The organism is Clostridium sp. 16K-1-R1 (genome assembly GCF_023921145.1).
In the GTDB taxonomy this organism is placed as follows: domain Bacteria; phylum Bacillota; class Clostridia; order Clostridiales; family Clostridiaceae; genus Sarcina; species Sarcina perfringens.
The window spans coordinates 1,333,463-1,357,894 of sequence record NZ_CP046515.1 but is presented as its reverse complement, the minus strand read 5'-3'; the positions used below and the strand labels follow the sequence as shown (position 1 = coordinate 1,357,894).

At 26.1% G+C, this 24,432-nt stretch carries 22 protein-coding genes and 1 riboswitch; of the genes, 2 read left to right on the top strand and 20 right to left on the bottom strand.

The genetic code is table 11. The annotated features are described in order from the left end of the window. Positions 1-128: 128 nt before the first annotated feature. From GOM42_RS05885 to GOM42_RS05840, 10 genes are all read right to left on the bottom strand, one after another. Complete coding sequence (locus GOM42_RS05885; protein ID WP_003451860.1) at positions 129-305, bottom strand: hypothetical protein; 177 nt, start codon at positions 303-305, stop codon at positions 129-131. A 175-nt stretch (positions 306-480) separates the two neighbouring features. Continuing rightward, positions 481-1,302 (bottom strand): MBL fold metallo-hydrolase, encoded by an 822-nt coding sequence (locus GOM42_RS05880; protein WP_003451816.1) that lies wholly within the window; start codon positions 1,300-1,302, stop codon positions 481-483. A gap of 77 nt (positions 1,303-1,379) precedes the next feature. Beyond that, positions 1,380-1,793: a hypothetical protein gene (locus GOM42_RS05875; protein ID WP_003451990.1), complete on the bottom strand. Its 414-nt coding sequence runs from the start codon at positions 1,791-1,793 to the stop codon at positions 1,380-1,382. Positions 1,794-1,819: 26 nt separating this feature from the next. Beyond that, a complete protein-coding gene (locus tag GOM42_RS05870) occupies positions 1,820-2,446 on the bottom strand; it encodes a hypothetical protein (protein WP_003451994.1) in 627 nt (208 codons plus the stop codon). Positions 2,447-2,726: 280 nt separating this feature from the next. Continuing rightward, positions 2,727-3,272 carry a nitroreductase family protein gene (locus GOM42_RS05865; RefSeq protein ID WP_003456285.1) on the bottom strand — a complete coding sequence of 182 codons (546 nt, stop codon included), beginning with the start codon at positions 3,270-3,272 and terminating at the stop codon, positions 2,727-2,729. Positions 3,273-3,341: 69 nt separating this feature from the next. Then, positions 3,342-5,141: an HD domain-containing phosphohydrolase gene (locus tag GOM42_RS05860; protein WP_011590600.1), complete on the bottom strand. Its 1,800-nt coding sequence runs from the start codon at positions 5,139-5,141 to the stop codon at positions 3,342-3,344. Between the two features lie 221 nt (positions 5,142-5,362). Further along, on the bottom strand, positions 5,363-6,355 hold the full coding sequence (locus GOM42_RS05855; protein ID WP_003480974.1) for a hypothetical protein: 993 nt from the start codon (positions 6,353-6,355) through the stop codon (positions 5,363-5,365). Between the two features lie 84 nt (positions 6,356-6,439). Continuing rightward, on the bottom strand, positions 6,440-6,718 hold the full coding sequence (locus GOM42_RS05850) for a hypothetical protein (RefSeq protein ID WP_003456354.1): 279 nt from the start codon (positions 6,716-6,718) through the stop codon (positions 6,440-6,442). Between the two features lie 15 nt (positions 6,719-6,733). After that, positions 6,734-7,069, bottom strand: coding sequence for a hypothetical protein (locus GOM42_RS05845; protein ID WP_003456142.1), 336 nt, complete (start codon positions 7,067-7,069; stop codon positions 6,734-6,736). A 36-nt stretch (positions 7,070-7,105) separates the two neighbouring features. After that, positions 7,106-7,822, bottom strand: a complete 717-nt coding sequence (locus tag GOM42_RS05840) for a nitrite reductase (RefSeq protein ID WP_110077411.1) — start codon at positions 7,820-7,822, stop codon at positions 7,106-7,108. 256 nt (positions 7,823-8,078) lie between these two features. On the opposite strand from GOM42_RS05840, the gene GOM42_RS05835 reads away from it, so the two are divergent. Further along, entirely contained in the window at positions 8,079-8,723 is a 645-nt protein-coding gene (locus GOM42_RS05835) for a DedA family protein (protein WP_003456352.1), read from the top strand. A gap of 164 nt (positions 8,724-8,887) precedes the next feature. Here the strand turns inward: GOM42_RS05835 and GOM42_RS05830 are convergent, their stop codons facing one another. Both GOM42_RS05830 and GOM42_RS05825 read right to left on the bottom strand, forming a co-directional pair. Continuing rightward, positions 8,888-9,901 carry an alpha/beta hydrolase gene (locus tag GOM42_RS05830; protein WP_003456239.1) on the bottom strand — a complete coding sequence of 338 codons (1,014 nt, stop codon included), beginning with the start codon at positions 9,899-9,901 and terminating at the stop codon, positions 8,888-8,890. A 177-nt stretch (positions 9,902-10,078) separates the two neighbouring features. Further along, on the bottom strand, positions 10,079-10,585 hold the full coding sequence (locus tag GOM42_RS05825) for a GNAT family N-acetyltransferase (RefSeq protein WP_003456321.1): 507 nt from the start codon (positions 10,583-10,585) through the stop codon (positions 10,079-10,081). A gap of 249 nt (positions 10,586-10,834) precedes the next feature. Between GOM42_RS05825 and fliB the strand changes: the two genes are divergently transcribed. Beyond that, positions 10,835-11,989 carry a flagellin lysine-N-methylase gene (gene fliB / locus GOM42_RS05820; protein ID WP_042266020.1) on the top strand — a complete coding sequence of 385 codons (1,155 nt, stop codon included), beginning with the start codon at positions 10,835-10,837 and terminating at the stop codon, positions 11,987-11,989. A 165-nt stretch (positions 11,990-12,154) separates the two neighbouring features. On the opposite strand, the gene GOM42_RS05815 is transcribed toward fliB, so the two are convergent. The 8 genes from GOM42_RS05815 to GOM42_RS05780 all read right to left on the bottom strand — a co-directional run bounded on the left by GOM42_RS05815 (position 12,155) and on the right by GOM42_RS05780 (position 24,388). Next, on the bottom strand, positions 12,155-12,841 hold the full coding sequence (locus GOM42_RS05815) for an MgtC/SapB family protein (protein WP_110077466.1): 687 nt from the start codon (positions 12,839-12,841) through the stop codon (positions 12,155-12,157). A 273-nt stretch (positions 12,842-13,114) separates the two neighbouring features. Next, the gene (locus GOM42_RS05810; RefSeq protein WP_110077409.1) at positions 13,115-13,876 is read right to left on the bottom strand and encodes a glucose 1-dehydrogenase; all 762 of its coding nucleotides are present in this window, start codon (positions 13,874-13,876) and stop codon (positions 13,115-13,117) included. Between the two features lie 109 nt (positions 13,877-13,985). Continuing rightward, on the bottom strand, positions 13,986-16,655 hold the full coding sequence (mgtA, locus tag GOM42_RS05805) for a magnesium-translocating P-type ATPase (RefSeq protein WP_110077408.1): 2,670 nt from the start codon (positions 16,653-16,655) through the stop codon (positions 13,986-13,988). A 326-nt stretch (positions 16,656-16,981) separates the two neighbouring features. Next, a riboswitch (M-box (ykoK) riboswitch) is annotated at positions 16,982-17,140 on the bottom strand. Positions 17,141-17,245: 105 nt separating this feature from the next. After that, a complete protein-coding gene (locus tag GOM42_RS05800; RefSeq protein WP_003456279.1) occupies positions 17,246-17,920 on the bottom strand; it encodes a hypothetical protein in 675 nt (224 codons plus the stop codon). A gap of 14 nt (positions 17,921-17,934) precedes the next feature. Further along, the gene (locus GOM42_RS05795) at positions 17,935-18,621 is read right to left on the bottom strand and encodes a pseudouridine synthase (protein ID WP_003456143.1); all 687 of its coding nucleotides are present in this window, start codon (positions 18,619-18,621) and stop codon (positions 17,935-17,937) included. Positions 18,622-18,840: 219 nt separating this feature from the next. Beyond that, on the bottom strand, positions 18,841-19,509 hold the full coding sequence (locus GOM42_RS05790; protein ID WP_004457147.1) for a DUF3592 domain-containing protein: 669 nt from the start codon (positions 19,507-19,509) through the stop codon (positions 18,841-18,843). 496 nt (positions 19,510-20,005) lie between these two features. Next, complete coding sequence (locus tag GOM42_RS05785) at positions 20,006-23,209, bottom strand: DEAD/DEAH box helicase (protein WP_003456371.1); 3,204 nt, start codon at positions 23,207-23,209, stop codon at positions 20,006-20,008. 231 nt (positions 23,210-23,440) lie between these two features. After that, on the bottom strand, positions 23,441-24,388 hold the full coding sequence (locus GOM42_RS05780) for a hypothetical protein (RefSeq protein WP_003456153.1): 948 nt from the start codon (positions 24,386-24,388) through the stop codon (positions 23,441-23,443). Positions 24,389-24,432: the final 44 nt, after the last annotated feature.

Below are 24,432 nucleotides of genomic sequence, written 5' to 3'. Positions count from 1 at the left end.
AATAGTCAAGCTTATAATTGAAAATTTCTTTTATTTTTAATAAATTCGTTAATTTGACTAAAAAACACTTTCTATTACAAGAAAATTTATCCATGTAAATATTTTAAATTAGTTAAATTTTCAACATTTTAATGTTCTTTTTCTTTTAAACTTTCTGAAATCTCATTTAACTTATTTTCTATTCTTTCTAATCTATTAAATGACTTTATTATATGTCTTACTATTTTAACTACTACATATGCAATTAAAATTATTAAAGATAGGTTTAATAAAGTAGCAAGTATTCTAAAAAAATCTAATTCCATTTTACTCCTCCAATTTACTCTTTATTTATATTAATATTCTAATTAATTTTTATGATTTTTTCAAATTTATAAAATTTGTACCATTATAAGAAAATTTATATAATAAATAGACAAGGGATTATATCAAATACTTATATTAAAATTTATAAGTTATTTTGATACAATCCCTTGTATTTTATATATTTAAAACTTGTCCAGTAGAAATATATTCTATTTTATCTTGTAACTTTTCCTCTAGCATTTTAAATGCTCTCATTCCTGTGCAGTGACAAGTATAAAACTTAGTATTTCTTTTATTTAAGTTATCTCCTAAAGTATTTATAAATAAATCACTTTCACTTATTCCTGTGCTAGGATTAAAAATATGGAAACCACTTATAACGTAGTCTAAGTCTTTTCCTATTATAACCTCTGCCTTATCAATTATATTTCTTATGTCATTATGAGCACAACCACCCATTAGTACATTCTTATTATCTTCTGTTATTATAAGACTTTGTTCATGTACAAAATCATCTTCTAAGTACATACCATCTACTCTTTTATAAAGGACCTTATTAAATTTAGATACTTTATGTCTATTTTCTACTACTGAAAATAAATATAACTCATCATCTATTTTCATATCTCCCTCTGTCAATATTATTCTTGGATTTTTCTTTAATTCTTTATCTAATCCTATATACTTTTTGAAAATTCCTGCCATACTATAATACTCGTTGAAAGCATCCTTGTGTATATAAACCTTAGCTTTATTATTTATTTTTAAAAATTCTTCTAACCCACCACCATGATCATTATGACCATGAGATATTACTACAATATCAACTTCTTCTAAGTTTATATTTAACTTCTTTGCATTTGTCAAAAATGTATTTTTAGGCCCTAAATCAAAAAGTATATTATGTTTTTCTGTTTCTATATGAAATGATAAGCCATGCTTATTTTCATATTCATCTGATATTTTTGTATTTTCTACTAATGTAGTTATTCTCAATTTACTCACTCCTCTTGCATCTCAAACTGCCTTTATACTAAAAACAACTAAAATAAACTATAAAAATATTAAAAACATTATAATGGTAATAAGCTTATATTCTTAGAAAATTCCTTTTCCTCTTCACTTAAATTTCTTGATACATATTGATAACAATTTAAAATTAAATCTGAATATGCATTAAAAGCTTCTTGGTTTGCAAATCCTTTTCCTTCAAACATCCTATCCATCATCTGCATAATATTATTTATATATAAATATGGATTTACAAAGGTTATTAAATCTCTAAATCCATTTCCTTCTGACTCTTTAATCTCATCTTGTAAAATCTGATCGCATTTTCCCTTGCAACAAGGAATAACCCTTACTATTTCATCATTCTCATCAGTTATTATTTGTACCATAGACATTTTTATATCTTCCATTAAATCTTTGCCACATACGGTACATCTTATTATTTCATCATTGGAAAATACATTTGACTTTTCCATAATATTTACATCTCCTTTGTTTATAATCAATTCATATCAGCTAACAATTTATTTATTTTATAAATTGTATTTTCTTCATTGATGTTATCTTCATAACAAGTTACATAAATACTTCTTCCTGATTCTAAATGTAAAACCCAATTATCTAACAAGTTTAAATAAATATATTTAATATACAAGTCGCTAAATTCTCTTCCAACAAATCCATTTCCGCTATTATAAACTTCATTGCTAACAGCATAGTTAGAATGATATATTATATCTTCTGGATTGCTTTGTATTAACTTCAAATTGCCTTCAAAGTCTATTATTAAGGAATTATTATATCTATCATCGCCCTCGTTTAAAACTTTCCTTACGTCTTTTTCAGTAAAAATATTAGGCTTTGTTTTTCTATGTACTACTATTTCAATATTAAAGTTCTCAACACCATAGCAATTTAACTGAAATTCTGAAGTATTGACCTTTTCATCATTTATAAAAAGAATATTATTATCAGCAAGCCATTTTTCAGCTTCTTCATGTGTGTTAAATATCATATCATTTTCAAAATCAATAGTTAAAAAGTGCTCTTGTGGCTCCCAATTATTATTTTTCTTCAGTCTATAAACTGACTCTAAAGGTATTTTATAAGCATTAATTGTAAAAACCATATCCTCACCCCTAGTCATTAAATATAAAAACAAAACCAAATAATTACATTTTAATTATATCATTCTATTAACCTTTTGTACACATTTACATACCATATAAAAACATCTAATTTCTTAAAATTGTAAAGTAGCTCTTTATTTTCAAATTTAAAAATCTAGTAATAAAATTAATAATACAAGCTCACTTAAATGCTATTATGTTTCAATCAAAATTAAAGATTAAATGAATTATCTTTTTAAAAAAGCAAACTAGCTTCTTATTTGCTAGTTTGCTCTTTACTTATTTATATTTATTAAAAGAATAAATTTCATCAATATTCTTTCTTATTTTTCTTCTTGCAACTTTTTCATCATAGTATCCTAATGAAATTACTAAATGGATTTCTTTATTTGTAGGAATATCAATAAGCTTTTTAATATTTTTTTCTTTAAACCATCCCATCATACAGGTTCCAAGTCCTAGCTCGGTGGCTGCCAAACATAAATGTTCTGATGCTATTCCTATATCCATAGAAGTATAATCCTTCTTCTTTATAAGCTCTCCCATTTTAGATGTTAAATTTCTCTTTTCTCCAACCACAACTATAAATGCTGGTGAGGTAATAGCAAATTTATTAATTCCTATCATGGGATCATATAAATTCTCTGCAATTTTTCTAACTAAATTTTTATCATTAACAACAACAAATTTCCAAGGTTGTGCATTGCAAGCTGATGGTGCTACCCTTGCTGCTTCTATTATTTTTATTATCTTTTCTTTTTCAACTTCTTTATCTAAATACCCTCTTACACTTTCTCTTTTATTAACTAAATCAAAAAAATTCATTGTTCCACTCCCATTAATTATAAATTTCATATTTATCTTTAAACAATATTACAAAATTATAAGATATATTTAAATTCTTTTTAACTCTAAAAATTCCTCTACAATCATAGGATCAAATTGAGTACCAGAATTCTTTTTAAGCTCCTTTTTAGCTTCTTCAGCACTAAGGCTTCCTTTATAGACCCTTTTATTTGTCATAGCATCATAAGAATCTACTACATTTATAATTCTAGCAAGTAGTGGAATATCATTACCTTTTAGTCCTAATGGATATCCAGTACCATCATATCTTTCATGGTGAGCTAATATGCATGGTGCTATTTTTTTAAACTCTGGATTAAACATAGCAATTCTATATCCTTTTTCAGCATGAGTTTTTATTATTTCATACTCTTCTTTTGTTAACTCACCTGGCTTAGATAGTATTTCCTCAGGAATTCCTACTTTGCCTATATCATGAAGTTTAGCTAGCATTTTTAATTTTTTTAATTCCTTTTCTGATAAGTTCATCTTCTTACCTAGTTCAACAGCATACTTTTTAACTCTATTTATATGATCTTTAATATCATCATGTCTTAAAAAAAGCTCTTTATTTAATGAGTCTATTATATTCTTTTTTATACGTTTTTCATTCACCAATTTTTCTCTATAAACTTTATCTTCAGCTTCTACTAAAACTTCATCTATTGGTTTTTTAGCCTCTTTTTTACTAGATACTCCAAGTGCTATACTTAAAGGAATTATAGTTTTATGATTGAGCTTGCAATTTTTCCTTATTCTATTACATATAGCCTCTGCTTCTTCCTCTGTTGTCTTAGGCAAAAGAATACAAAACTCATCTCCACCCCATCTAAATATAAGATCATCTTTTCTACAAGAATTTTTTATTACCCCTGAAATTTCTTTTAAAATTTTATCTCCCTCTAAATGTCCAATAGCATCATTTATAACCTTAAGTCCATTTAAATCTCCCATTACAAAGCTTAAAGGGAAAAACTCTTCATTATTTAATTCTTCTAGCTTTTCATCAAAATAAGCTCTATTATAAAGTCCTGTAAGTTTATCTCTGTAACTCATTTTTTTTAATTTATTTTCTAAAACAACATTCTCAGTTACATCTCTCACTACACCTACAATACCTGTTACACTGCCATTGTTATCTATAACAGGCACTTTAATAGATTCTATATACTTTACTTTTCTATTAAGCTTTACTCGTATTTTTTCCTTGACTTTCTTTTTTGTATTTATAACTTCTTTATCTTGAGCTATAAAATCATCTAGTATTTTTTCTCCCTTAAAAAGGCTATTTCTATTAGAAGATTTTTTAGAAATACGCTTTATGTCTTTCCCAATTATTTCTTCTCTATTTTTTTTATAATATTCATTAACTAAAGTATCATTACATTTTAAATATTTTCCATTCTTATCTTTATGATAAATCCCATCTGGAATAGATTCCACAATAGTATTTAAAAGTTCCTTTTGATTTATGAGCTCTTCTTCATACTTTTTTCTTTCACTTTGATCTTGAAGAATTCCTAAAAAACACTTTATCTCTCCATTTTCTTTTATAGGTGCTAAATAACATTCTAGAAAAGCTCCATTTGGATATCCTAATCCATTTTCATATCCTGAAAAAAGTTTTGGCTTTCCTTCTTCTATTACTAACTTATAATTTCCAATATATTCATCTGCCACTTCTTTAGTATAAATTTCACTTAAACTCTTTCCAATTATCTCTTCTTTACTCAACTTTAAAGCATTTGAGTAATATTTATTTACAAAAATAAATCTACTATCTATTCCTATTAACCATACTGAATAAGGTATGTTATCTAATAATACCTCTAATAAATTTGAATTCATAAACTTCATCCTTCTTTACTTATATACTATTAGAATTTAATTTTATCATAAAAAACAAGTGTATGATTAAATTAAAATTATTATCTATATTAAATACATAAATTTATAAAAACAATATTTATATATATGTACAAATTTAATTATATAAAATATAAAATATAAAAAATAACTATATCTAATTAAATTCTAACACTTAGATATAGTTATTTTTTATACTCAAACTATTTAATTAATTTTTTTAGCTTCTTTCTTAATTCCTTTAATTTTTCTACAGATGGATATGAAAATTCTTCCTCTAATGCATCATCAATTACAGCTATAGCCTTTCTATACTCTCTCCTTTTTTCATAAGCTAAGGCTAAATAATAAGAATATATCCTCTTATTACCATAACTCTCTATAAGATTTTTATAATAATCTACTACTTTTCCATAATATTCTTTATCAAATTTATTAGTTTTCTTTAATCCATTTTCTTTAATAGAGTAAATCTCTATTTTGTAAGCTTCCTCTATTTCATTTATCCAAATAATAAGTTCAGCTTCCTTATCCTTATTTAAATTTTCCAAAAATACCTTACTATAATAGTACTCATTTTCATTAAAAGCCTTAACAAACTTTCCATCTTTTACTTTCAAAATATGAAGTTTGTTTAGTTTAGTGTCTACTTGAAAACCTATGAATACCAATACTTCTTTTCCTAAATTCAAAACAAATAAATCCTTTATAGTAAAACCCTCACCCCTAAAATTATGTTTTAGCATATAAGATTCATAATTTTTATTTAATAAGGCTAAATATGGAGTTTTATCTAATAAATAAGGTATTAAGATACTTTCTTTTTCTTCATCTACTATTCTAAGAAGATTACTATGCTCTAAATTCTCTAAGGTTAAAAATTCAGTTTCAATTGGGAACTTATTTGCTATATTAAGTGGAATATTATTCTTTTTTTCATTTCTACTAAAGGAACTTGCCTTTCTACTTTCAATAAGATTAGAATTTTTTATTAAATTATCTTCTTTATTTAATAAAAGATCCTCTTCTTCATAAGTTTTATAAAAATCTATAAATGAAGAATTCATGGTTTTTATACACCTTAATCCACTTAACTCTATAGGAGATTTTTCTTTTAATTCCTCATCTCTATCCTCTTTTGATATAACATTTCCTAATTTAGAATCTAAAATTATTTTATCATTTGAATTAATCATGTAAATTCTTCCTTAATATTATTAATTACACTATATTCTATTTTAAAACAGATAAAAAGTTTATATAATATTTAAATCATATTTCTATTTCTTTGTTCTTATTATTTTATACCAAAGTTTATTGCTTTTAGGAAACTCTTTCTTTTGTAAATATTTCAAAGTTCTCTTTAAGTCCTTTTCATGAAGATTTAAAAACACTTCCCTATTAAACCCATTTTCACTTACATTGAATAACCCCTTATCTATTTTTTCTATTTCAACTTCTCTATCTTTTTTAAATGTTTTAAAATTAACTTTATCATTTATTTCTATTCTTTTTACTGTATATAAAGCAACATCTACAAAATCTGCTATACTTACCAATTTATATATCTCCTTTTATATTTTCTTTACATCCTTTAATTTTGAAACTAATTTTGTGAATTCATTTTTTATAATTATATTTGAAATAAAAAATATAATTATCTCTTCTTTATAGAAAATATATGCAACCCTACAGTCCAATCCAGCTTCTAAGGGAATCTTATATTCATATATGGTTTTACCCTTATACTTATATCCTCTTACCTTCTTAATCTTATGAGGATTATTATTTATTAAATCTAATGTACACTTATATATTCTATTTCTTATATAATCTTCATGTTTTCTATTGTGTTCAAAAAACTTTTCTAAATAACTGTTCTCTTCAATGACTATTTTCTTATCAATCAAGCATATCATCTCTTTTCAAAATACTTATAGCAATATTTAAGCATTAAATCTTTTTATTATATTTTTTTCAAATTCTTCTTCTCCAATTTTTTCAATAATCTCTGCTAACCTTTCTTTTTCATCTGCAAGCTCATTATAATAATCTATAGTGCATTCTAGAAGTTTTAATAATTCTTCTTCCTTAAATATTCTCTTCATCGGCTCTGCCTTCCTAGCTTTTCTCCCAGCTCTTCCACCTATAAAAACTAAAAACTCTACTTCCTTACTTTCTGAATTCACAATTGGTACAATACCAAAATCATTGCTTTGAGCTTTACCATAACTATTTATACATCCGAAAACTCCTATTTTAAATTTTGATGGAACCTTTCTTCCTAAAAACTTCTCCTCAAATAATTCTCCAATTTTTCTTGTATCAATAAGTCCATGCTTACAAACAGTTCCCTTACATGTAACTATAGCCCTAACAGTTTTTCCTGCTCCTCCAATTCTAAGACCTTTTTTTCTTGATATTTCTACTACTTTATCTATATTTTCTTCCTTTATATAAGGTATTTCCACAGTTAATCTACTAGTTAAACTTAATTCTCCATTTCCATATTCTTTAGCAATCTCAGATAAAGCAATCATCTCTTCTGCCTTAAAATATCCAACTTTACTTAAAAACCTTATAGCATAGAATTCTTCTTGCTTTTGGTTTAATATACCCTTAGCTTTTAATATTTGCTTTTCTTCTACTGTTAATTTCTCCATTTATATTCTCCTCTTAAATCATGTAAAATCATGAACAACTATTCTATATATTTATTATAATATTTAAACATTAATAACTAATATACTTTTTATTTAGAATATTAATAAGAAATAACTTATATAAATATCTAAATATTAGTAGAATCAAACCAATTACTGGATTCAATTAACATTTTATTCAAAAAATTAATGAATAATATTTAAATTAGTAATATAATAAAAAATAGATTTATTCATTTTAGTTAGGAGATTTTTTATGAACTTAATAAGCAATTTTTTTGATTTAATATTACATTTAGATAAATATCTAGGTGTTTTTATCAATAATTATGGAACCTTGACTTACTTGGTTTTATTTTTAATAATCCTTGCGGAAACAGGATTAGTAGTAACTCCTTTTCTTCCTGGAGATTCAGTAATATTTGCATCAGCTACTTTCTGCGCTTTAGGTATGATTAATATTTATATATTAGTACCATTACTATTAATTGCAGCCATACTTGGAGATACTTTAAACTATAGTATTGGTAAATTTTTAGGTAGCAAATTACTTGCTAATTCTAAACTTATAAAAAAAGAGTATATTGAGAAAACTAATACTTATTATGATAAATATGGTGGAAAAACCTTAATAATAGCTAGATTTATTCCTATAATTCGTACCTTTGCACCCTTTGTTGCAGGTATAGGAACAATGAAATATAAAAACTTTTTAACTTACAATGCAGTTGGTGGATTTATTTGGGTTATACTTGTATCAAGTTTAGGATATTTCTTTGGTAATATAAAAATTGTTGCTGAAAATTTCTCAATAGTTATTATAGGTATAATAGTTGTTTCTATTTTACCTGCTATAGTAGGAATACTTAAAGCTAAATTTTCACCTAAAGCTGCTATGTAATAAAAATTTAAAACCATATATTTAAGATAAAAAAACAAACAGTAATAAAATATTACTGTTTGTTTTTTTAGATATTATTTAATCTGATCTATTAAATTTTTCAAAGCTTTTTTGCTTGTATTATTTATTCTATCTTTACTTATAGTTTATTTTATCCCTTAAAACTAACTAACATATTTATTTAAGAAACCATCTATTGTTTCCCAATAAAGTTTAGGATTAACCTTACTTGCCTTAGCATGTCCAGCTCCTTTTACTATTAATTTTTCCTTTTCAGCAGAAGAGGCATTAAAAAGTTCTTCTACCATAAAGGAAGGAACAAAAGTGTCTTCATCTCCTTGAATAAATAGTGTTGGTGTTTTTGATTTTGCAGTTTGATCAATAGGTGACGATTCATTTATCCAATAGCCAGCTCTAATTTTTGTTATTAAATTTGCTATATGCATCATAGGGAAAGCTGGAAGACCAAAAAGTTTATTTAACTGATAAGCAAATTCATCCCATGCACTAGTATATCCACAGTCTGCTACAACGGCCTTAACATTCTCTGGAAGTTCTTCTCCTGATGTATTAAGAACTGTAGCTGCCCCCATTGATATACCATATAAAACTATCTCTGCCTCTTTATCTTCTTTTATTATATAATTAATTAAATCTATTATATCTAAACGCTCGTCCCATCCCATTCCTATATAATCACCTTCACTAGTGCCATGACCTCTTAAATCAGGGATTATAACATTATATCCCATGTCAGAAAAGTTTTTTGCATAGTATGATGTTAATTTTCCTTGAGATGTATAGCCATGTACTGTAATAACCCACTTATTAGAGTTTGGTTTTTTTATAAGATAATTGTGTAATTTTAGCCCATCTCTTGAAGTCATATATAAATCTTCGTAACCACTTTCCTTTAAAAGCCATTCTTCACTTGAAATACTTACTGGTCCACTTGTACTATTTATTGTAACCACATCTTTACTACTTTCAGTTGATTCAAAGACTATATCTTTTGGTGTATCTGGATTTATAGCTAAATTATATAAATAGTTTCCTCCAAATCCTAAAGCTAAAATAATACATATTATTATTCCTACTAATATTCCACAAATCCATTTTTTAAGCTTACTCGATCTTTTCTTAGTTTTATTTTCTTGTTTTATATGTGTTGTATTCATATACTCTCCTTCATAAAAGAATTTTGTAAGTCATTATTATATCATGAATTATTTTGATTATCAAATATTTATTATAGCAAATAATTTTATTTATAAAACATTAAAAATCAAAGGTACTTGATGTAATAAAAAACAGTCAAGCATCAAAGCTTAACTGTTTTTTATATCTTGTTTATATTAAATAAATTCTTTAATTAAATACAATACTAAATCATCATCATTTCTGCACTGAGCATTCTGCTCTAAAAGCATATTATTATACCAAACTCCACTACCATCAGGAATGTACCCTCTTTTTATATACATTCTCTGAGCAGAACCATATCCTGGATGAAGCCCAACCCCTAAACAAATGCTTTTAGAATATTCTTTAACAGTATCTTCAATTTCATCAAGTAAAGCTGTACCTATACCTTTATTCTGATATTTCTCAAGAACATTAAAATCACGAAGAGTAGGAATTTGCTTATTTGCAAAAGGTCCATTTTCATCATTTGGAATTAGCGTTGCATATCCAAGAACTTGCTTATCATTACATGCTACAAAAACCCTTCTAATTCCATTTTCTTGCTCTTCATAATACTTTTCAAATAATGAAATAGGTTTTTCCCACCCTTGTAATTTAAACTCTTTATTAAAGTTAATAATATCTGATTTTATAATATTTCTAATTTGAATATTCAAAACTATTCCCCCTGTCATATAAATCAAAAGAATTTATTTATAAAAATTTCCAACTAACTAAATAATAACATTATTTTAATCATGAACCCCTAAAAAAACTATACTTTTTCATTAATTTTACAAATGAAAATTTAATATATTAATTTATTTCTTTGCTAATTTTACTTTCTAAAAAAATTACTAACTATTTATAAAACTAAGTGATAAAATATTAAGGCAGTATAATTTTACACGAAAGATGGTGTTGTTTTGAAAACAAATTTTTTTATTCCAAAATATATGAAGACATTTAAATGCATAGGTCCTAATTGCACTGATACTTGTTGTGCTGGTTGGGACATTAACATAGATGAAAATACCTTTAAAAAGTATGAAAATGATAAAGGAAATCTAAAAGAATTAACAACTGGAAAATACATAAAAAGCCCTGAATCAGATGATTCATTTAATTATGGATTTATGAAAATAACAGAAGATAATAAATGCCCCTTTTTAAATGAAAACTTACTTTGTGAAATTCACGGTAAATGTGGCGAAGAAAGCTTATCTATAACCTGTAGAAGATATCCTAGAGTTTTTAATATTATAGATGATATATATGAGAAAAGCGGACTTCCTTCCTGTGAAGAAATTTGTTCTAAAGCTTTTTTAAATAAAGAAAAAATGGAATTTATAGAAATAGAAGAAGAACTTCCTGAAGATTTCCTAGAAATACGCAGAGTAATAGATACTGAAGCTTTTATAGGTTCAGATAATTTAATTCAATATTTTTGGGATATAAGAATTATATCAATAAATATTATGCAAAACAGAAATTTCTCTATTGAGGAGAGACTAAGTCTATTAAAAGCCTTTTATAAAAGTCTAGAAGATCTAAAAACTGAAGAAAACTTTTATGAAATTGAAGATTTACTTGAAAAAATAACTGAATATCCATCAAATATAACTGAATTTATTGATTCTAAGAAAATTATTCCACTTAGTATTACCAATAACTTTTTTAAGATTATCTTAGATGAAAAACTTTTAAGAAAAGTCATTGGTACTAGGCTAAAGAATTTGTTATCAGATTTAAATAAGGATCAAAATTTATTTAACAATATACATAAATATGACTTAAAATCCTTTGATACTTACTTTAAGAAGTACTCATACATATTTGAAAATTACTTAGTAAATCAAATTTTTAAGGATATAATTCCCTTTAATACAGGTGGTGATTTAAATGAAAGTATTCATAAGCTTATAAATACTTATAAACTAATAAAAAGCTATTTAATACTTTGGAACATCTCATCACAAAATGAAATTTCAGAAAAAAATATAATATATGTAATTCAAGCTTTAAGTAAGGATCTAGAACATAATAAAGTATTTAAAGATATTCTAAATTATAATATTTAAAATATAATTACTTCATATAATAATAAATAAAGTGTATTAAAAAGAAAAGTACAATTAAATACAATTTATTTTTTAATACACTTTAATTATTTTATAAAATTTTTTCTTAAATAAGGTACCGTATTATCTAAAATTAGAAAAGTTATCCAAATGATATAAATTCATTCAGCAACTATAGTTTATTTCCTTTACTCTACTTATATTTTCATTAGCTATAAGCCCACTTATAATCTCATTTATTGTTACAAACTGTGATGCTTCTATTTTATATTGATAAACCTCTTCACTAATTGACTCAATATTACTTATTTTTATTTGATATTCCTCAAAAAAATCATTTATTTCATTTAATGCTTTAAGATCTTTACACCTTATTTCTATACTTAAGTTTCTAGTGTTTATTATAAATCTATCTTCAAATTTCTTTAGAGAAATTAAAACTATTAATATACTAACACCACTTAAAATGCTTATAACATAGAATCCCATTCCTATAGCAATACCAACCCCTGCTACTGCCCACATAGAGGCAGCTGTTGTTAAACCCTTTACAGTACCTTTAGTTTGAATTATAGCTCCTGCTCCTAAAAATCCTACCCCTGATATAACTTGGCATATAACTCTTCCTACATCAACATGTAATATACTTGACATAGCTTGATTCTTGGCTATTTCTTCAAGTACAAAATAACCAACTTGTACCTGAATTAAGGCTGCAATAGTGGCTCCTAAACATACTAACATATGAGTTCTAAATCCCGCTGGCCTATTTTTATACTCTCTATTATATCCAACAAGACCTCCTATAATTATAGATAATATTATCCTTATTATTACTTGACTTATGTTCATTTCCTCCCCAACTTCCTTTGTTAAAAATATAATTATAAATAAAATAATGTTTATTATGTAAAAACTTGTAATATATATTTTAAGTTTATACCTAGCAGCTAAATAAATCAAATTTTACCATATTATACTTTAAATATAAAAAATTAAGGATACTTATTTTAAATTAAGTATCCTTAACATATAATTTACAAATAATTCAATTGATTTTACTGCCATGAAATATTTATTACTTAAGATTTAAATCTATATACTTTGTGTGTTAAATTTAAAATATTAAAGTACTACAGAACCATCTACAGATAATATTTCTCCACTTATATAACTTGCCATATCAGAGGCTAGGAATAAGAAAGCATTTGCTATGTCTTCTGGCTCTCCAACTCTTCCTAAAGGTACATTTTGAGCTATTTGATCTACTAATTTCTTATCTAAAGCGGCAACCATATCTGTAGCAATAATTCCAGGGGCTACAGCATTTACTCTTATTCCATCCCTTCCAAGTTCCCTTGCTAAAGACTTTGTTAACCCATTTACTGCAAACTTAGATGTAGGATATCCTACTCCTGTTTTTTGTCCATATAAACTTACAACAGAACTAGTATTTAAAATTACTCCATATTTTTTATTTTTCATTATTTCTGAAACAGCTTTTGTGCAATTAAAAATAGCCTTCACATTAATATCAATTATCTTTGAAAAATCCTCATCACTTTGGGTATATATTGACTTATTATCACTAACTCCTGAATTATTTATAAGTATATCTATAGTTCCCCATTTTTCTAAAACCTTATCTACCATTTCTTTTACTTCATTACTATCTAATAAGTTAGGATAAAATCCAATTGCATCATAATTAGGATTAATATGATTTAATTCTTCTAATGCTTTATCCACAGTTTCCTTTCTTGAACCACATAAAGCAACCTTAGCACCATGGTCTAGAAATTTTTTCACAGTAGCAAATCCTATTCCTCTAGTACCACCTGTTACTATAACCACCTTATTTTTTATGCTTTTTGATAAAATATCCATTCTCATCACCTCTTATACATACTATAAATTTAATAATTCTCTTATTTATATAATAATACAATGTATATAACTATTATTCTAAATAAGTAGATAAATTTATATACATTTTTTATAGTAACTCTCCATAATGTTTTCTAAATACACTCTTCATTATTGTTGCAAGAACCATATAGCATACTACTATTCCTAACAACCAAGGGAAATAAGTATATGGCAATCTACTCATGCCTAATGAATTTCCTAAAAAAGTGTAAGGAATAATTGTTCCAATAATTATTGATAAGGTTGTAATTGCTAATACTGGTAATGATGCAATACTTTCTATAAATGGAAGTTTAGGAGTACGAATCATGTGTATAACAAGGGTTTGAGACCATAAACTCTCAACAAACCATCCTGTATTAAATACTGAAATAAATAATAAATTATCTACGCCATGTGCACCATAATGTCCTCCTGCAACGCTTGGACAAATTATGAAAAACATAATAATATAAGTTAATATATCAAAAACTGAACTTGTAGGACCTATCCATATCATAAACTTACCTATTGAGGAAGCATCCCATTTTCTAGGCTTTCTTAAATAATCCTCGTCCATATTATCCCATGGAATTGAAATACAAGAAATATCATAGATTAAATTTAATGCTAGTATTTGAATAGGTAACATTGGCAAGAATGGTAAGAATACACTTGCTATAACTACAGATAACATATTTCCAAAGTTAGAACTTGCAGTCATTTTAATGTATTTAATTATATTTCCAAAGGTTCTTCTTCCTTCAATAACCCCTTGTTCTAATACCATAAGATCCTTTTGTAAAAGTATTATATCTGCTGATTCTTTAGCAATATCAACCGCTGTATCTACTGAAATTCCTACATCTGCTTCACACATTGCTGCTGCATCATTAATTCCATCTCCCATGAAACCAACAGTATGTCCATTTTCACGAAGTATTCTAACTATTCTAGACTTTTGACTTGGACTAAGCTTTGCAAAAACATTAATTTTTTCAACTTTTTTCTTTAATTCCTCATCATCCATTTCACTTATTTGTGATCCTAAAAGAATATTTTCTACTTCTATTCCAACTTGTTTGCAAATGCATTTTGTAACCCCATCATTATCTCCTGTTAAAACTTTTACTGATACTCCATTTTCATTAAGAGCTTTAATTGCAGATAATGTAGATTCCTTTGGTGGATCTAAAAAAGCAAGATATCCCATTAAAACCATATTAGATTCATCAGCTACTGAAAAAACACCCTCTACAGAAGGATTAGTTTTTTGTGAAACTGCAATGACACGCATACCTTGACTATTTAATCTCTCAACTATTTCTAATATCTCTTTTTTTATTTCCTCTGTTAAACTTTCAACTTTTCCTCTATATTCTACCTTTGAAGAAATTTTTAGCATTTCTTCAACTGCCCCTTTAGTAATTAGTTGAGTTTTACCTTTCTTATCTTTTATTACAACGCTCATTCTTCTTCTATTAAAATCAAAAGGTATTTCATCAACCTTAGTATATTTTTCTTTTAAATAACTAAGATTTAATTTGTTAGCTTCATCTATTATTGCTAAGTCCATAAGATTTTTTAATCCTGTTTGGAAAAAGCTATTTAAAAAAGCATGTCTAAGAACTCTTTCATTTTCATTTCCTTGAACATCAAGATGATATTGTAAGACAATTTTATCCTCAGTTAATGTTCCTGTTTTATCAGTACAAAGCACATCCATAGCTCCAAAATTTTGCATTGAATTTAAACTCTTTACAACAGTTTTTTTCTTTGCCATTTTAACAGCACCCTTTGCAAGGTTTGTTGTAACTATCATAGGTAACATTTCTGGAGTCAAACCTACTGCAACTGATAATGCAAATAAAAATGATTCACCCCAATCTCCCTTAGTTAATCCATTTGCAAAAAATACAACTGGTACCATGCACATCATGAATTTAATTAATAACCAAGAAACTGAATTTACTCCTTTTTCAAAACTAGTGACAACTTTGTCATTAGTAATTGTATTTGCCATAGAACCAAAGTAAGTATAATCTCCAGTTGAAATTACAATACAAATAGCAGAGCCACTTATTACATTACTTCCCATAAAGCCTAAATTTGTACTTTCTAAAGGACTATTTATATTAGAATTTATTTCTTTACTAAACTTTTCAACTGGTTCACTTTCACCTGTTAATGAAGCTTGACTAACAAATAAATCCTTAGAAGATATTATTCTTACATCTGCTGGAATCATATCTCCTGCAGATAAATAAACTATATCTCCTGGTACAATTTGTGAAAGCTCAATTTCTTTTTTACCTCTTCTTTCAACTGTAGCTGTTGTTTTTATCATATCCTTTAATTTTTCAGCTGAATTATTAGATTTGCTTTCTTGAACAAACTTTAATATTCCACTAATAGTAACCATTGTGATTATTATTACTACTGTGCTATAGGACCTATCCTTTGGAGCTTGTAAAATAATATCTGTAAATGCTGATATTATTGCAAGAATAAAAAGTACAACTGTAAATGGATTAACAAAGGATTCAATAAGTCTTTTTAAAACTGAATCACCCTTTTCATGTGAAATTACATTTTTGCCATATTTACGAATTCTTCTTTCAACTTCTTCTTTGCTATATCCATTTAAAGTATTTTTCATTTCCTTTAATAAATTTTCTTTGATCATCTTGCTTGATTTTATTAATCTTTCATTGATTAAAACTTCACTTATAACTTTTTGTTCTGTTCTCTTTTTCATCCTTCTTACCTCCTAATTTTCTAAATAATTTTTAGGAAGTAAAGACATTGTACAGGACAAAAGTATACTTTTACCTTATTTAATTATATTAAGCTAAGTAAAAAATGGCAGTAAGAATATGAAATAAAATATTCTTAAAGCATTTTTTATAAAAAGTACTTCGCCTGTGACTTTTATGCCTCTACTACTCCCCGTATCCATTACTACCACCTCAACTTTCTTAAAATAATTTCAAATAATTTTTGATTTAAATATAAAAATCCTCACCTAAAATTAGGTAAGGATTAAATTCAAACAAAATAAAACTATAAGCAAAAAATTTGCTTAAGTATAATATCGTTCAAGTTTTAGCTTCACTGGGCAATGAAATTGCATTAGATTATGCCTTGTTTCTCGACATAGCCTGCTAACCTTCTCATAGTGTCTCCACTATTTTGCGGCAGCAATCCGTATCCCGGTGGTAACCTCACCTACCGATTAATATTCTATTGTTAATTTCATTCTATGCAATTAATTTCAAAGTGTCAACCCTACAAACTATTTTAATAAATATAATTTTCTAGTTTATTTTGAGCTTTTCATTGTTTTGTTTAAACTTTATGAAACTTCTTATTACTTTTAATAAAACTATAAGCAATAATAATATAAACTAATAAAAACATAAATGTACCTAATGCACCTATAAAGTCAAACTGTTCCATGGCATACTTCCCTAATATTATTTGATAATAAATCCATGAAAATGAAAATATTACTCCAGGAATAAGAAAAATTAAATTTAAAAATGGATTTTTCTTTTTCATAATCCACTTTACTTTACCATCTTCTCCACAAGTAGCCTTCATACAAACAGATAATAAAGCAAATATTAAAATTTGAACTGTTAGTAGCATGTAATTAATTCTATTTAAAAGATATTTTTTATCATTTATAATTAAAAGATTATAATCCTTAGAAGAATATTTAACTTTCACTTCATCTCCAACAAAGTCAACTAAGTCTTTATCAATTTTATTTAACTTTGCAGGAACATCAATCTCTTGTCCGTAAACCTTTATCCTTACAACGGGAGTATATGATTTTGACTTAAACTTTCCCGAATTAATCTTTTCATTAAAAGTTATTAACTTTCCTGTTGTTTCTACTCCTTTAAATTCAAGATAAGCTATTTTATACAAATCAGATGCAATTGTATAAATAATTAGTACAGACACTAAACTTACAACTAACTTTAAAAACCACACTTTAACCTTATTATTTTCCATTGTTATCCCCTTAATTATTTTATAAGTTTTTTTAAAATCTCAATTTCTTCCCTATTTATATATCTCCACTTTCCATATTCTATGTCTTCAAGAGTTATATTAAGAATTCTAATTCTCTCTAACTTAACTACATTAAAGCCAAAAACCTTACTCATTCTTCTTATTTGTCTATTTAACCCTTGAGTTAATATTATTGAATAGGTATTTTCATTTATTCTCTTTAGTTTACAAGGTTTTGTTACTTGTCCTAATATTTCAACACCACGCTCCATCTTTTCAATAAAATCATCATAAAAAGGTTGATCTAAGGTTACTATATATTCCTTTTCATGGTTATTTTCTGCTGCTAAAACTTCATTTGCTAAATCTCCATCATTAGTTAAAATTATTAATCCTTGAGAGTCCTTATCTAGTCTTCCTATTGGAAAAACATAATCATCTATCCCTAAGTAATCTATTATATTATCCTTAACTTCTTCTGCAGCAGTACATACAACTCCTACAGGCTTATTAAGTGCTATATAAATCTTTTCCTTTGGAACTAAGGGTTTTCCATCTAAAAGTATTTCATCACTTAATTCAACCCATTGCCCCTCAATACATGGCTTGCCATTAACAATAACCCTTCCCTCTCTAATAATTTTATTAGTTTCTTTTCTAGAGCATATCCCAAAATTGCTAAAAAGCTTGTTTATTCTCATTAGTAATTATAAACATTCCTTCCTAAAGTTAAATTCTTATTTATATTAGTTCTAAATTCATCTGCTTAATTATAACAGAATTACTGAATAACTTTCAAAACTAATATACCAGAAAAAAATATGTAAAAATTAAAGGAACTAACATAATTTATTAGTTCCTAAAATCAAGTTAGTTAACATTAATTTTAAATTAACTATTCAAAGAATTTATAATAAAATCTAACCCCAATAATTATTTTTTATTTTAAGAAAATTAACTATTCCCAATAGATATACCCCTATTATCAACAAAGATAATATTAAGGTTCCCGAAGTAAAACCTAGCCCATTATATTTTAATGTAATAAAGCCATAGTAAAAACTGAGAAATGTCCCTATAACTCCTGGCAATCCTGAAATCAAAAATATTATTTTATTCTTTGTAGGAACATTAAAGGTTAATTCTCTTCCTCTATATGTTTCTACAGACATTTGACTTAGCATAACCATTAATAAAAAAGAGCCAACAACTACTAAAGAATTAGATATCTCATATAACCAAAATAGTTTATCATCTATTATTACCTTAGATGGAGTATTTTTCAAGTAACTAACCTTAACATCTAATCCTATTATATCTAATTCTTCATTTAAGGAATTCATTGTTACAGGAACCTGTACAATTTCCTTTCCATCAAAAAATTCAATTATAGGGATATACTTATAAGAACTCCCTCGTCCACTTCTGCTACTTCTTTGAATAAAATCATATGCAACTATTTTTGCCTCTGCAATTTCTCCCTTAGCTTTAATATACAGTAACTCCATTACTGGATTTAAGGCGTTTAAAACAAAAACAACTCCAAATATAAGAAATATTATCCCACTATTTTTTCTTTCTAATTTCATAAATTTCCCCTTTTCATATTCAACTATAATTTTAATAGTACTATTTCCCTCTTACTACTATTAAAATTCTGTTATCTATAAATCCCTTAGAATTCCCTAAATAATAGTTTCTTTCTAAGATAAAATTATCCTTTTTTTCTTTAGTAAAAATATTTATTTTAACCAAATTTTAAAAATTAGTTTATATATTGCAAATAGTAGTTTATAATGTAATTATAGTATATTTAAATTTTAATAACATACTTTAGGAACGTATGGTTATACTATAAACTTTTCGGATTTTCTGTTAGCCTGTTTTTTATATTGTATTTTTAGAGTAAACAACCTTCTTTGCTTTAAAAATAACTTGGATGATTTTTATGTATAAATAAGATTAATTTTAGTCTTATTTCTTTAAACTCTCTAACTTGGTTTGCCACCAACTACAGATAATGGTAAGATTAGAAAAAAAGCTAAGATGTTTAAATATCTTAGCTTTTTTTCTTTTATTAAATTCTTACTCAAATAATTTACTAATTTCTTCTTCCGTAAGGCGTTTTAATCCCTTACCATCCATAGTTTTTCCATCCATTAAACTTTGAATAAGTTCTCTTTTATCCTCCTGCATTAATACTATTTTTTCCTCAATAGTATCCTTTGCAACTAACTTTATAACTTCAACTTTATTTTCTTGTCCAAATCTATGTGCTCTATCTGTAGCTTGGTCTTCTACGGCTGGATTCCACCAAGGATCAAAATGTATAACCACACTGGCAGAGGTTAAATTTAGTCCAACTCCCCCAGCCTTTAGAGATATTAAAAACACTTTAATATTACTATCCTCATTGAATTTTTTAACTCTCTCTACTCTATCCTTAGCAGAAGTTCCTCCATCTAAGTATAAATAAGAAATATCCTCTTTTTTAAAGTCCTCTTCTATTTTTTGTAGTACTGAAGTAAATTGAGAAAATAGTAAAATCTTCTTTCCTGATTCACTAGCATCTTTTACAATTTCTTTTACCACAGTAAGCTTACTACTTTCTCCAGTATAATCTGGTACAACTAGTGAAGGATCTAAACAAATTTCTCTTAATTTTGTCAAATAGGCAAATAGATTAATTTTATCTCTTCCACTCTTTTCAGAACTTTTATTTTCATTTAATTGATTCTTTATTGCCTTTACATAGAAACTATATAACTGTTTTTGTTTTCCTTTCATTTCTACTAAGTATTTTTTCTCAAGTTTTTCTGGAAGTTCACTTAAAACATCTTCCTTAAGTCTTCTTAAAATAAAAGGAGTTATTAAAGATTTTAATTCACTTAAATTGCTTTCATCTAAAATAAATCTTTCTCTAAATCTCTCCTTAGTAAATAAATATCCAGGCATAACAAAATCAAATATTGACCAAAGCTCCATTAAATTATTCTCTATAGGAGTTCCTGTTAAGGCAATATTGCATCTTGATTTAATATTTTTAACAGATAAAGTTGCTTGTGCTGATGGATTCTTTATGTTCTGAGCCTCATCTATTATGCAATAATCAAAACTTAAGTTTTCATAAGCTTTTTCATCATTCTTTAAGGTTCCATAGGTAGTTAATAAAACATCATATTTTTCATAGGATTTTTCTTTTAAATTCTCCTCTTCTATCTTAATACCAAGTCCTCTTTTAAAATCTCTTAAAACCTTATCCCTCTTAGATTTACTACCGTGAACTAATCCAACCCTTATACTTGGAGCAAACTTTTCAAACTCATCCATCCAGTTATATATAACAGAGGTTGGAACAACTACTATGCTTTTGCTTTTTTTCTGAGATAATAAAAAAGCTATTATTTGAAGGGTTTTACCAAGTCCCATATCATCTGCTAAAACTCCACCAAAACCTAAATCAGTAATTTCATTAATCCATTTAAACCCCTCTTTTTGATAAGGTCTAAGCTCTGCATTTAAAGCCTTTGGAAGAAGCTTTCTCTTAAATTCTTTATTTAGAAGCTTTCCTACTATTTCTTGAAGAACATTTCCCCCTTTTATAAAAGAGAGATTTCTATCCTTTAATTTTTCTTGGATATATAAAACCTTACTCTTATCTATATAGACTTCATTATCTTTTATATTTTCTAATCCTAAATCCTCTAAAAGATTTAAAAAGTTTACTATACCAGGGTCTTCTAAATCTAAATAAACCTTCTTAGTTCTATAAAAGCGGTCTCCCCTTTTCATAGCCTCTACGCTTTCCCTAAGTTCTCTTAATTCAAAATCTCCAAAGTCAAACTTAAGCTTATAGAAATTACTAAGCTCTTTAAGTTCTGATGAAATAAGGGATGAATCTAAAACCTTAAACTCCTTAAGTTCTTCTGATAATAAAACTTCTCCAAGTTCTCTAAGCCTTTTAATTCCCTTAGAGAAAAGCTCATACATTTCCTCTTTATTTCCTATAAAACAAAAATCTTCTTCTCTCTTTATGAACTTAAATCTTTCAAGTTGAAATTCTATATACTTCTCACTTTTTAAATCTCTTAAAAAGCTATTATCTTTTTCATCTCTTATTAAATCAATTATGTATCCACAATAATCAATCTTTACATTACAATAAATTTTTCCCTCAGTTTTATATAAATTAAAGGTTGTTTTCATAAGCTTTTCTTTGAAAACTCTAACATTTTCATCTAGAACTATATTCTTGCTTATGTTTTTAAGTTCTTCTAATAGACTTCTTAAATTCTCTAAGCTCTTCTTATATGTGATTGTATTATTTTTTAGAAACAACTTATGAATTGGAATGTAGTATTCTAACTGTCTCTTCCTTGGAAGATATAAATTTCTATCAAAAAACATCACATCTCCTAAGTTATTTAAAAGAACAGGGAATTTCTTATGGTGACTTAATACAAATCCCTCTTTGCCTTCCTTTAAAGTCAGGGCTACTGGAACATTTTCCTTTTTCACCTTAACCTCATAATTAATTGAGTTAAAATTAAAATTTATTTTTTTCTTTTCATCTATTAATTTTAGAAAATCCTTTAGATTATTTTGTTTAAGCCTTAAATATCTTCCACTTATCATATCCTTATGGCTTGCTACAAATTGAAGAACTCTTTTATCTTCATCTAAAAATTCATCTTTTAATGGATTATAAGTAAATCCATCATTAAATTTTAAAGGCTTTTTTAAGCTATTTTTATATAAGAAATCTTTTAAATCCAGTATTAAATTTAAATTTCCTACACCAATTCTAAACTCACAGTTAAATAAAGTAATTCCCTCTTTTACCATGTGCTTAATATTTATATCTAAAGATAAAAATCGCTTTTCTTTTCCTTTATGCTCCTCATTTTTCTCTTTAACTAATTTAGGCTTATTATTACTTTTTAATTTATTCTTTTGCATCTTCTTCTTTGCTAAGGAATAAAAAACATCATTAGTTGCTGAAATGTGTTTACACACATAATTTTTTATATGTTTACTATTCTCTTTAAAGGTTTCACAACTACAATTAGTACCCATAATATCACTATTTTTCATATTTATTTTTATGTGTGTATTATAATCCCAGTTTTTATCATCATTTAATACACTTCCATAAATATGATAAATTCCATCTATGCTCTTACCCTTAACATCTTTAACATATGCTTCCTGAATTAACTTTTTACCTTGTTCTCTAGTAAAACTGGAAGTTCGCCTTACTAAGTTCTTCATAAAAATATCTAAGTTCAAAGGCATATCCCTCCTTATTTTCAATAAAATTATTCTAAACTACTTATACCTACTATTACTCTACTTTTAAATCTATATTATAAAATAATTCAACTAAAAAGTTAATTACTATTTTACCTAAACCTTATTATAAAAAATTTAAAGATAGAGATAAATACATAAAATTACCCCTATCTTCTTAAACTTTTTAATACATTAAACTTATATTTAATTATACTGTTAAAATATATTTTAATTTATACTCTTTGGAAAACCATTAAACATTTCAAAGGTTTTTCTACTTCGTTCTATAATAGGTTTAAATTCATCTTTATATTGAACTGGAAACTTATAAGAAAATCCTTTTAATCTATCTCCATCTAAAACTTTTAAACTATATATAATCTCACCATTTTTTTTAGTATATGAGTAAAACCAATCATCACCACACATAGATTCTAATACCTCTCCATAGCTAGTTTCTTTTTTATAAAGAAACTTACTGTCATCATCATTATAATTTTTAAGGTTAATTAAAGAAAACTCTATTAGTCCATCCTTACTTTTAAAAGAAAGTGCTGATTTATCATCTAATTGATAGTTTTCATCTAAAACAACTATATTAGGATATTCAACCATTACCCCTTTTATTATTACCGTTTCAAAGTAATAACCACTATCTAAACCACCTAGACTAATTGGTTCTTCTCCAACTAAATAACCATAAGTATTTTCAATCTCTCTAGTATCATCATAATCATTGACAGCTACCTCTAATTTAACTCCACCATTTTCATAATTACCTTTAGTAAAAATTCTTAAGCTCTTATTTTTTTCTCCAAATTTTATGTAACCATCTTCAATATAAGCACCATATCCATCTCTAATAACAGAGTCCTTTAAATGATTTTCTCTATTAAATCTATTAGTCTCTGAATATGAATTATCTTCTTCCACATTTGAACGATTATCTATTAAGTCTTGCTCAATATTATGGCTAAATACTTTATTAGATTTATCTAATAAACTTTCAAAATTTCTTTCTAAAATAAATTTTTCTAAACTAGCAAAATTATATATTTCTAATTCATTTAATTTATCTTCTGAATAGTTCATTAGTTTATTATCTTTGCCAATAATTGTATTAACTGCACTACTAATCAATATAGTTATGCTTAATATAATATCGATTATTCTCAAATAAGTTCCCCCTTAATAATATATATTTCTTTCCAAATAGTCTT